13 protein-coding genes and 2 tRNA genes are annotated in these 8,850 nt (G+C 69.3%); 5 read left to right on the top strand and 10 right to left on the bottom strand.

The genetic code is table 11. The features are described from left to right. Nucleotides 1–1,370 (top strand): PASTA domain-containing protein (locus ACE3O1_RS03220; RefSeq protein ID WP_374312351.1); only part of this gene is annotated, 1,370 nt, incomplete at its 5' end. Nucleotides 1,371–1,386: 16 nt separating this feature from the next. On the opposite strand, the gene ACE3O1_RS03215 is transcribed toward ACE3O1_RS03220, so the two are convergent. The 3 genes from ACE3O1_RS03215 to ACE3O1_RS03205 are packed head-to-tail and all read right to left on the bottom strand — an operon-like array spanning nucleotide 1,387 to nucleotide 2,943. Then, nucleotides 1,387–2,016, bottom strand: a complete 630-nt coding sequence (locus ACE3O1_RS03215; RefSeq protein ID WP_374312348.1) for an aminodeoxychorismate/anthranilate synthase component II — start codon at nucleotides 2,014–2,016, stop codon at nucleotides 1,387–1,389. A gap of 7 nt (nucleotides 2,017–2,023) precedes the next feature. Then, nucleotides 2,024–2,179, bottom strand: a complete 156-nt coding sequence (locus ACE3O1_RS03210) for a hypothetical protein (protein WP_374312346.1) — start codon at nucleotides 2,177–2,179, stop codon at nucleotides 2,024–2,026. Beyond that, nucleotides 2,179–2,943 carry a class E sortase gene (locus ACE3O1_RS03205; RefSeq protein WP_374312344.1) on the bottom strand — a complete coding sequence of 255 codons (765 nt, stop codon included), beginning with the start codon at nucleotides 2,941–2,943 and terminating at the stop codon, nucleotides 2,179–2,181. Before ACE3O1_RS03205 ends, ACE3O1_RS03210 begins: the two co-directional genes overlap by 1 nt. 55 nt (nucleotides 2,944–2,998) lie before the next feature. Between ACE3O1_RS03205 and ACE3O1_RS03200 the strand changes: the two genes are divergently transcribed. Next, complete coding sequence (locus ACE3O1_RS03200; RefSeq protein ID WP_374312342.1) at nucleotides 2,999–3,238, top strand: cell division protein CrgA; 240 nt, start codon at nucleotides 2,999–3,001, stop codon at nucleotides 3,236–3,238. Nucleotides 3,239–3,372: 134 nt separating this feature from the next. On the opposite strand, the gene ACE3O1_RS03195 is transcribed toward ACE3O1_RS03200, so the two are convergent. Both ACE3O1_RS03195 and ACE3O1_RS03190 read right to left on the bottom strand, forming a co-directional pair. Continuing rightward, complete coding sequence (locus tag ACE3O1_RS03195) at nucleotides 3,373–4,263, bottom strand: rhomboid family intramembrane serine protease (protein WP_374312340.1); 891 nt, start codon at nucleotides 4,261–4,263, stop codon at nucleotides 3,373–3,375. 14 nt (nucleotides 4,264–4,277) lie between these two features. Beyond that, on the bottom strand, nucleotides 4,278–4,850 hold the full coding sequence (locus ACE3O1_RS03190) for a peptidylprolyl isomerase (RefSeq protein ID WP_374312338.1): 573 nt from the start codon (nucleotides 4,848–4,850) through the stop codon (nucleotides 4,278–4,280). 97 nt (nucleotides 4,851–4,947) lie between these two features. Between ACE3O1_RS03190 and ACE3O1_RS03185 the strand changes: the two genes are divergently transcribed. Beyond that, entirely contained in the window at nucleotides 4,948–5,463 is a 516-nt protein-coding gene (locus ACE3O1_RS03185; RefSeq protein WP_374312336.1) for a DNA helicase, read from the top strand. A 2-nt stretch (nucleotides 5,464–5,465) separates the two neighbouring features. Then, the gene (locus tag ACE3O1_RS03180) at nucleotides 5,466–5,948 is read left to right on the top strand and encodes an aminoacyl-tRNA deacylase (RefSeq protein ID WP_374312334.1); all 483 of its coding nucleotides are present in this window, start codon (nucleotides 5,466–5,468) and stop codon (nucleotides 5,946–5,948) included. 11 nt (nucleotides 5,949–5,959) lie between these two features. Here ACE3O1_RS03180 and ACE3O1_RS03175 read toward each other — a convergent pair whose 3' ends face one another. The 4 genes from ACE3O1_RS03175 to ACE3O1_RS03160 all read right to left on the bottom strand — a co-directional run bounded on the left by ACE3O1_RS03175 (nucleotide 5,960) and on the right by ACE3O1_RS03160 (nucleotide 7,739). Then, the gene (locus ACE3O1_RS03175) at nucleotides 5,960–6,385 is read right to left on the bottom strand and encodes an NUDIX hydrolase (protein ID WP_374312332.1); all 426 of its coding nucleotides are present in this window, start codon (nucleotides 6,383–6,385) and stop codon (nucleotides 5,960–5,962) included. A 103-nt stretch (nucleotides 6,386–6,488) separates the two neighbouring features. Next, on the bottom strand, nucleotides 6,489–7,208 hold the full coding sequence (locus tag ACE3O1_RS03170; RefSeq protein ID WP_374312330.1) for a Pr6Pr family membrane protein: 720 nt from the start codon (nucleotides 7,206–7,208) through the stop codon (nucleotides 6,489–6,491). Between the two features lie 367 nt (nucleotides 7,209–7,575). Beyond that, a tRNA-Ala gene (locus tag ACE3O1_RS03165) sits at nucleotides 7,576–7,648 on the bottom strand. Nucleotides 7,649–7,665: 17 nt separating this feature from the next. Further along, nucleotides 7,666–7,739: transfer RNA gene (locus tag ACE3O1_RS03160), tRNA-Ile, on the bottom strand. Between the two features lie 139 nt (nucleotides 7,740–7,878). On the opposite strand from ACE3O1_RS03160, the gene ACE3O1_RS03155 reads away from it, so the two are divergent. Next, a complete protein-coding gene (locus tag ACE3O1_RS03155; protein ID WP_374312328.1) occupies nucleotides 7,879–8,592 on the top strand; it encodes a VIT family protein in 714 nt (237 codons plus the stop codon). Nucleotides 8,593–8,619: 27 nt separating this feature from the next. Here ACE3O1_RS03155 and ACE3O1_RS03150 read toward each other — a convergent pair. Continuing rightward, the coding region (locus tag ACE3O1_RS03150; RefSeq protein ID WP_374312325.1) for a DUF3566 domain-containing protein at nucleotides 8,620–8,850 on the bottom strand (231 nt) is incomplete at its 5' end.

Raw genomic sequence — 8,850 nt, 5'->3', positions numbered from 1 at the left:
TCATCGCCGAGGGCCCCGTGCCCGTGACGGATGTCGTCCGCTACGTCGACGGGATCCTCGAGGCGCTCGAGTACTCCCACCGCGCCGGCGTCGTGCACCGCGACATCAAGCCGGGCAACGTCATGATCACCGACGCGGGTCAGGTGAAGGTGATGGACTTCGGCATCGCTCGCGCGGTGTCGGACGGCTCCTCCACCGTCGCCGAGACGACGGCGATCCTCGGCACGGCCGCGTACTTCTCTCCGGAGCAGGCCAAGGGCGAGCCCGTCGACGCGCGCGCCGACCTGTACTCCGCGGGCGTCGTGCTCTACGAGCTGCTCGCGGGGCGGCCGCCGTTCCGCGGCGAGTCGCCCGTCGCGGTGGCGTACCAGCACGTGAGCGAGGCGCCGCTCGCGCCGTCCGAGGTCAACGAGAGCGTGCCGCGCTCGCTCGACGCCGTCGCGCTCCGCGCACTCGCGAAGGATCCGTTCCAGCGTTACCAGGATGCCGCGAGCTTCCGCGAAGCGCTCGACGCCACCGTCGACGGCCGCTCGCCGTCGAAGCGCCAGGTCGGCGCGCTCACCAGCGAGCTCTACGGGCCCAACCCGAAGCAGGCGGCCGAGACGGCTCGGTCGCTGCGTCAGCTGAGCACCGACACCACGATGAAGCGCACGCAGGCCGGCCCGCCGGTCGCGTGGATCTGGGCAGGTGTCGGCGTGCTCGCGGTGCTCCTCATCTCGGTGCTGTTCTGGGTGCTGTCGATCAATCCCGACGACAACGTGCCCTCGACCGCTCGCCTGGTCCCAGACGTGTCGGGCATGACGTACGACCGCGCCAATCAAGAGCTCCTGGACGCCGAGCTGCGCGCCATCCGCGTCGACGAGGAGAACCCCGACGTCGCTGAGGGCATCGTGATCCGCACCGACCCCGCATCCGGCGAGTCGGTCAATCCGAACCAGGAGATCCAGGTCTACGTCTCGCTCGGTCAAGAGATGGCGACCATCCCGCCGCTCGAGGGACTGGGACGGGATGCCGCAGCCGCGGCGATCGCGGACGCGGGCCTCGAGCTGGGAACGGTCACGCAGCGCAACGACGCCGCCCTCGCGGCGGGAACGGTGATCTCCGCCGATCAGCCCGAGGGATCGGACGTTCCGGCCGGCACGGTGGTCAACCTCGTCGTGGCGTCGGGGAAGGTGACGATCAACGACGTCCGCGGCTACACGGTCGAAGCCGCGCAGCGTGAGCTCGAGGAGCTCGAGCTCACGGTCTCCACGCAGGAGGACACGTCGTGCGCCGGGTCGGCGCCGCCCACGGTGGCCACGCAGTCCCTCGCACCCGGCGACGTGCCGATCCACTCCGAGATCGTCCTCGGTTACTGCTCCGGAAGCTGACGCCCGCGCGCCCTGCTCAGCGACGCGGACCGAGCCGCGCGCCGAGGGACGCGGCATCCGGGAATCCCGCCGACGCGAGCCAGTTCCCGAGGAGCCGGTGGCCGCCCTCGGTGAGGACGCTCTCGGGATGGAACTGCACGCCCGTGATCGGCAGCGAGCGGTGCGCAATCCCCATGATGACGCCCTCGGCGGTGCGGCTCGTGACGGCGAGCTCCGCCGGCAGCGTCCCGGGAACGATGGCGAGCGAGTGATAGCGGGTCGCGGTGAAGGGGTCGGGAAGGCCGTCGTAGAGGGCGTCGCCGTCATGGTGGACGAGCGAGGTCATGCCGTGCATGAGCTCGGGTGCGGTCGCGACCGACGCGCCGAAGGCCTCGCCGATGGCCTGGTGGCCGAGGCACACCCCGAGGAGCGGCATCCGCACCTCTGCCGCGGCGTGCACGACGGCGACGGATGCTCCGGCCTCCCCGGGTGCGCCGGGCCCGGGTGAGATGAGCACCGCGCGGTACGGCGCGATCAGTGCGGCCGGGTCGTCGACGGCGTCCGCCTCGACGAGATCGGTCGTGACGCCGAGCTCGTGCAGGTACCCCTCGAGCGTGTGGACGAAGCTGTCGTGGTTGTCGACGACGAGGACGGATGCTGCGGTCAACGCCGGGTCACTCGACGGTGCCGTCGAGCGGATTGATGATCTCGCTCGCCCACGGGAAGACGTAGAAGATGAGTCCGTACAGCACGGCGGCGGCGAGGACGAGCAGGATGAGCACGCGAACCCACCACGGACCGGGGAGCACGCGCCAGAGCGCGGCGTACATCAGGCGATCCCTTCGTCGAGGGATGCCGGCGGCCCCGCGGACCGGGGCGTGAACGACTCGAAGACGCCATAGGCGATGATGCGCTCCCACATCCAGTGGATGGGGCTGCAGCTGGTCAGGGTGATGTACCGGGTTCCCGCCGGCACGTCGGGAGCCTGCGGCACCGGCAGCAGCACGTCGCGCTGCGTGGGCTGGACGTACTGGAGCGTGCGGAAGCGGTAGGTGTACCACCCGTCTTCCGTCTCGACCACGATCGGGTCGCCGACCTGGAGGTCGGCGATCTTGCGGAAGGGCTCTCCCCACGAGGTGCGGTGCGCAGCGACGGCGAAGTTGCCGACATCGCCGGGCATCTGCGTTCCGGGGTAGTGGCCGATTCCGATGGGGTTGAGCGTGCGCTCCCGCGTCACCCCGCCCGCCATCGGCATCGCGTAGTCGGCGCCGAATCGCGGGACGTGCATGACGCCGAACCTCTCGCCGTCGGCGGGCTCCTCGCGGACGATCGGCTCGGCGGTGACGGGCGCCGCGCCCGGCTCGTTGGTGCTGGGGGACGCGCCCGCCCACTCTTGGGAGAGTTCCTGCCCCTGCCCGTTGCGCTCGGCGCCGTAGATCATGTCGCCGATGTAGAGCTGCCACACGACGTAGAGCAGGACGATGACGCCGGCCGTGATCAGGATCTCGCCGATGACGCCCAGAACGGACGTGCGGCGTCGAGTGGTCGCGGGCACTCGGGGTCCACCGTCGGGTCCGGCGAGCGCTTCTTCCACAGCGGGATTGTAGTCCCCGCACGCTGTGGGCCGCCTGGCAGTTAGACTTCTCTGCATGGCACGACCCGGCAGAGAAGACGACCCGCTCATCGAGCGCGCAGAAGGCGAGGCCGCACCCAACCCGGTGTGGTTCAAGCCCATCATGATCGGTCTGATGCTGATCGGACTCGTCTGGGTGCTCGTCTTCTACCTGAGCGGCATGCAGTACCCCATCCCCGGCATCGCCGGGTGGAACCTCGTGATCGGCTTCGGCATCGCCTTCCTCGGCTTCCTCATGACCACTCGCTGGCGCTAGCGCAGCATCCGACTCTCCGAAAGCCCCGGCATGACCGGGGCTTTCGTGTGTGCGGACTTCTTAACAGGGTTGTCAACAGGTGTGAGTTACACCGTTGTCATTCATCCCCATGTGTGGATGAACCTGTGGATAACTCAGCGCAGCACGAGCGCGGGGAACAGCGCGGGCACGAAAAGGAGAGCAACCAGGACGGCCGTGACCGCGACCAGCAGGGCGATCTGCAGCGCGCGCTGACGCGGTGCCCGGGTGCGCGTGAAGATGAACGCGACGAGCAGGCCGACGAGCAGTCCGCCGACGTGCGCCTGCCACGAGATGTTGAACCCCGGCAGGAACCCGATCACGAGGTTGATGCCCAGGACGATCGCGATCCCGCCGATGTTCGCTCCGATGTGGCGGCCGATCACCAGCAGCGCTCCGAAGAGACCGAAGATCGCGCCGGATGCGCCGACCACCGGCGTCGTGAACGACAGCAGTGCGACGGCGACCGACCCGCCCAGTGCGCTCAGCACGTAGAGCGTCAGGAATCGCCATCGCCCGAGCAGCGGCTCGAGGCTGCGGCCGATCATCCACAGCGCGAGCATGTTCAGCGCGAGGTGGACGAAGCCGCCGTGGACGAGCGCCGCGGTGAGGAGCCGCCACGGTTCGAAGTACCCGGTGAGCCCGGGATAGATCAGGGGAGCGTAGAAGGCGAATGCGTCCTCGATCGCCCCCCCGATGCCCGGGATCACGGTGAGGAGATAGACCAGGACGGTGATCCCGATGATCGCGTACGTCACGACCGGGCGGCTGTCGGCCACCGTCAGTGCCCGCGGCCGTGACCACCGACGCTCCGCCTTGCGCTGTGCGGGCGAGGCCGCCTTCTGCTGATCGCGCAGGCACTCGGGGCAGATCACGCCGACAGCGGCGGGCGTCTGGCACTCGGGGCAGATCGTGCGCAGGCACCGCTGGCAGAGCACGAAGCTCTGCCGGTCCGGATGCCGGTAGCAGAAGTTGTCGCGGTTGCGAGCGAGGTCGTCGGCGGTCACGGCGGGCGGAGCGCCTAGGCCGCGGCGATGTCGATCGACTGGAGCACGACCGGCTCGATCGGACGGTCGCCCGCAGCGGTCGGCACCTCGCTGATGGTGTCGACGACGACCTTCGAGGCGTCGTCGGCGACCTCGCCGAAGATGGTGTGCTTGCCCTGCAGCCACTCGGGTCCGCGACCGCCCTGACCGGGGACCGTGATGAAGAACTGCGAGCCGTTCGTGCCCTCGGCCTGGCCGGTGATGGCGTTGCGGCGGAGGCCGGCGTTGGCCATGGCGAGCTTGTAGGGCTCGGTGAAGGTGAGTTCGGGGCTGATCTCGTCGTTGAAGGTGTAGCCCGGTCCGCCCACACCCTGGCCGAGCGGGTCGCCGCCCTGGATCATGAAGCCCGAGATGATGCGGTGGAAGACGACGTCCTTGTAGAGGGGGCCTTCGCCGGGCTTGCCCGTGGCGGGGTGCGTCCACGAGCCGGTCCCGTCGGCGAGGCCGATGAAGTTCTGGACCGTGCGGGGCGCGTGGTCCCCGAAGAGGTTGACGACGATGTCGCCGTAGTTGGTGTGGAAAGTGGCGACAGCGGTGGGAATCGGCATTGCTACATTCTTCCAGAGTTCTGTGCAACCCCTCCCGCCTTCGCGCACGTCTGGCAAGATGGGTCGAACCAGGTCCCGGTTCGATCAGGAGGGCATCGTGAGCCTCAGCCGCAAGCGCAAGAAGGAACTCCGCAAGCTCCAGACGCAGGCGAACAGCCTGTGGGAGTCGCAGCAGATCCTCGTGGGTGAGGCTGCCAGCGTCGCTCGTGAAGCGGGTCGCCAGCTCGGCCACCTCCACCGCGAGCAGGTCAAGCCCCGGGTCGCCGCGGGCTACGAGACCTACGCCGCCCCCTACGTCGAGAAGGGCAAGAAGGTTGTCAACGGCACCGTCCTCCCGGCCGCCGGAGCCGTCGTCGGCTCGGCGATGTCGGTGTGGGATGCCGCGAACGACACGCGCTCGCGCCTGGCGTCCGGTCGCGGGTTCGATCTGCCGGCCAGCTGGCGCAAGGCCGCACCCGAGCCCGTGAAGAAAGGCATCGGCGCCGGCGGCGTCATCGCGATCATCCTCGGCGTCGCCGCCGCTCTCGGCGTGCTGTACGCCGCCTGGCAGACGCTGCGCGCCGACGACGAGCTCTGGGTCGCGGACGACCCGCTGCGCGCGCCGGACGCCTGACGGTGACGGGAGCCGTCCCGGGCCTCGAGCGGGTCAGGGAGGCGGCATCCGCTCGTTCACTCGCGATCGAGATCCGTGAGCGGCCCGCCGCGAAGAGCCTGCAGGAGGCCGCTGAGATCCTCGGGATCCCGCCGGCCGGCATCGTCAAGACGCTGGTCGTCAAGCGCAGCGACGACACGTATCTGTTCGCGCTGATTCCGGGCGATCGAGCGATCTCGTGGCCCAAGCTTCGTACGGTCGTCGGAGTGAACAAGCTGCAGCTGCCCGACCCGGAGCGGGCTTTCGACGCGACGGGCTACGAGCGGGGCACGATCGTGCCGATCGGCAGCACACGGGACTGGCCGATCTATGCGGACGAGGCCATCGTGGGGCACCGCGTGGCCATGGGATCCGGCGCTCACGGGTACAGCCTGTTCGTCGAGGCCGACGATCTCATCGCCGCCTACGGCGCCACGGTGGCCGACATCTCTCAGCCGGCCGGGTAGCGGCATCCGCTCTAGGTCTTCTGCGCCATCTCCAGGGCGATGTCGACGAGCTTCACGCGCTGGAGCGAGCGCACCTCCGAGAGCGGAAACCACTCGGCGCGGTCGGTGGATCCGTCCGTCTCGTTGCGCAGTCGCCCGCCGATCACGCGTGCCCGGTAGATGATGCGCAGCGTGTGCAGGGGCTCGGTGACTCCCTGCGTGAGGCGCCGTCCGGGCGGGATCACGCGGGAATGGATGCCGAGCAGCTCGTCGATCTCGACCTTGTAGCCGGTCTCCTCCCGCACCTCGCGGCGCGCGGCGCGCTCGGGGTCCTCGCCCGGCTCCAGACCGCCGCCGGGCATCGTCCATGCGGCGCGGCGGCCCTCGTTCCAGTGCGCGAGCAGCAGGCGGTCCTCGGCGTCGATGACGACGGCGTAGGCCGCGACGCGCAGATCCATGCTTCACCCTAACCGGGGCCGATGCGGCCGAGCGCGATCGTGCATGCCCGACCGGCGTCGAGGGCCCGTCCCTTGGGGGGACGGGCCGTCTACCGCAGCGAGATCAGCCGTGCAGCACCTCAGCCGCCACAGGTGTCTCCCGCCGGACCGCCCGGCGCTCGCGATAGCGCCCGATCGCGATCACTCCCGCGCCGATCGCGACGAACGCCGCGAAGATCCCGACGATGTACATCAGCACAGAGCCCCAGCCGCCGGCGCCGTGCGGGTCGAGGAACGGATACGGGTACCACCATGCCGCGGCGCCCGACGGGTCGACGACCAGTTCGCCCCGGACCATCGTGTACAGCAGCCACGACAGCGGGTACACCGTGAGCACCGGCAGGCTCCACCACGGCAGTCCCCGCCGCCGCGTCGCGAAGGCCAGGTCGGCCAGCAGGTACAGCGGCAGGATCACGTGCAGGACCTCGATCGCGTAGGTGTCGAGCATCGCGATCCCCGCGGAGTCCGCCGCCGCGACGTCCGACGGCACGCCTCGCAGGAGGACGTTGTAGACGACGCCGAGCAGGAGCACCGGTCCTGTGGTGACGGCCAGACCGAGTGCGATGCCGAGCGGCTCCCGCGTCCGCTCGGGGTGCATCCGGACCCAGACGGCCGCGGCCACCAGTGCGCCGGCGCTCAGCAGCGTCGACACGATCGTGAACATGCTGAAGTAGTTCGCGAGCACGAGCGCCAGGCTCTGCCCCTGCCGCGTAGCGCGGTCCACATTGACGATGTACCCCGCCGCAACCGCCGACACCCCCATGCCGGCCGCTGCGAGTCGCATCCATGACCAGTGCATGATGTCCCTCCCCAGTTCTCCCGACGCGGTGTGCGCCGGTGAGGAAGGTCTATCGCCGCGGAGCCACCGAAAGCCCAGATACTGTCAGCGTCGCGAGAGGTTTCAGGCCCGGCAAACGCGGTCCTTTGTGTGCACTCTACACACTGTCCCCCACTTGGGGGACGAATCCCACAAACGCTTGCATCAAGCCGTTCGCACGGCGATGTCAGGGACCGCCTGGGATCGGCGAGACACCGGAATCGCGTCGAATCACGGGGCGTCGCCCCCGGTCTCGCCACGGATCCCGTGTCTCGGCGGGAGACGCTGTTAACGCAGGAAGAGCCACCCCTGCGGGGCGGCTCTTCGTGCGTTGTGGAGCCTAGGAGATTCGAACTCCTGACATCCTGCTTGCAAAGCAGGCGCTCTACCAACTGAGCTAAGGCCCCGGGGCTGTGGAAATCTGTGGGGCTACCAGGACTTGAACCTGGGACCTCTTCATTATCAGTGAAGCGCTCTAACCGCCTGAGCTATAGCCCCGTCTCGCCGACGCTTCCGCGTCGATCAACCTCCAAGACTTTACCCGACGCTCGCAGTTTTCACGAATCCGGACCTGCCGGTGCCCGGCACAGCCGAGCGCCTCATGGCGGTGGTGTCGCGGGCACGATTGACTGGGGGCATGGCGGGAACTGCGCATCCGGGCGAACCCCACGGCACCGGTCTGGGCCAGCGACTGAACTGGCTGCGCGCCGGCGTGCTCGGTGCGAACGACGGCATCGTCTCGGTCGCCGCGCTCGTGGTGGGAGTCGCCGGAGCCACCACCGACACCCCGGCGCTCTTCCTCGCCGGCATCGCCGGGCTCGTGGGCGGTGCGATCTCGATGGCGCTCGGCGAGTACGTGTCGGTCAGCAGCCAGCGCGACAGCGAGCGAGCGCTCATCGCGAAGGAGACCCGCGAACTGCGGGACATGCCGGCCGAGGAGCTGGAGGAGCTCACCCAGCTCTACCGCGACCGCGGACTGTCCGATGAGACCGCACGACGCGTCGCCGAGGAGTTGACCGCGCACGACGCGCTGTCCGCGCACCTCGAGGTCGAGCTGCACATCGATCAGGACGACCTGGTCAATCCATGGCACGCCGCGATCTCGTCGGCCATCGCCTTCACCGCCGGCGCCCTGCTTCCGCTGCTGGCGATCCTGCTGCCGCCCGCCCAATGGCGCGTTCCCGTCACCTTCGCGGCCGTGCTCATCGCCCTTGCGATCACGGGCAGCATCTCGGCGCGGCTCGGCGGAGCGAAGCGCGGTCGCGCGATCGCGCGACTCGTCATCGGAGGGGCGCTCGCGCTGGGCGCAACCTGGCTCATCGGCACCCTGCTGGGCACCACCGTGGTGTGACGCTCCGGCCAGGGGCCGGCATCCGCGTCAGTTGGAGGTGAAGCCGACCAGCAGACCGCCGGTGACCTTGACCGCGAGGTTGTAGATCCCGGCCAGCACCGCGCCGAGCACGGTCACCACCACGAGGTTGAGGATCGCGACCACGGCGGAGAAGGCCAGCACCTGCGGCAGGCTCACGAACTGCGACAGCAGGATGCTGCCGTCGGTGAAGTTGCCGAAGAACTCATCGGCCCGGGCGATGAGGCCCGTCGTCTGGAC

Origin of the sequence: Microbacterium sp. (assembly GCF_041909575.1) — a bacterium.
GTDB lineage: Bacteria > Actinomycetota > Actinomycetes > Actinomycetales > Microbacteriaceae > Microbacterium.
Note: the sequence above shows the minus strand (reverse complement) of the source record. Positions and strands in the feature narration are given on the sequence as shown.

What these genes read in the sequence shown, in the direction of transcription:
- ACE3O1_RS03210 (WP_374312346.1), bottom strand. Translation starts at nt 2,179, where the DNA reads ATGTACGCCGCGCTCTGGCGCGTGCTCCCCGGTCCGTGGTGGGTTCGC.
- ACE3O1_RS03200 (WP_374312342.1), top strand. Translation starts at nt 2,999, where the DNA reads ATGGCACGACCCGGCAGAGAAGACGACCCGCTCATCGAGCGCGCAGAA.
- ACE3O1_RS03190 (WP_374312338.1), bottom strand. Translation starts at nt 4,850, where the DNA reads ATGCCGATTCCCACCGCTGTCGCCACTTTCCACACCAACTACGGCGAC.
- ACE3O1_RS03175 (WP_374312332.1), bottom strand. Translation starts at nt 6,385, where the DNA reads ATGGATCTGCGCGTCGCGGCCTACGCCGTCGTCATCGACGCCGAGGAC.
- ACE3O1_RS03170 (WP_374312330.1), bottom strand. Translation starts at nt 7,208, where the DNA reads ATGCGACTCGCAGCGGCCGGCATGGGGGTGTCGGCGGTTGCGGCGGGG.
- ACE3O1_RS03155 (WP_374312328.1), top strand. Translation starts at nt 7,879, where the DNA reads ATGGCGGGAACTGCGCATCCGGGCGAACCCCACGGCACCGGTCTGGGC.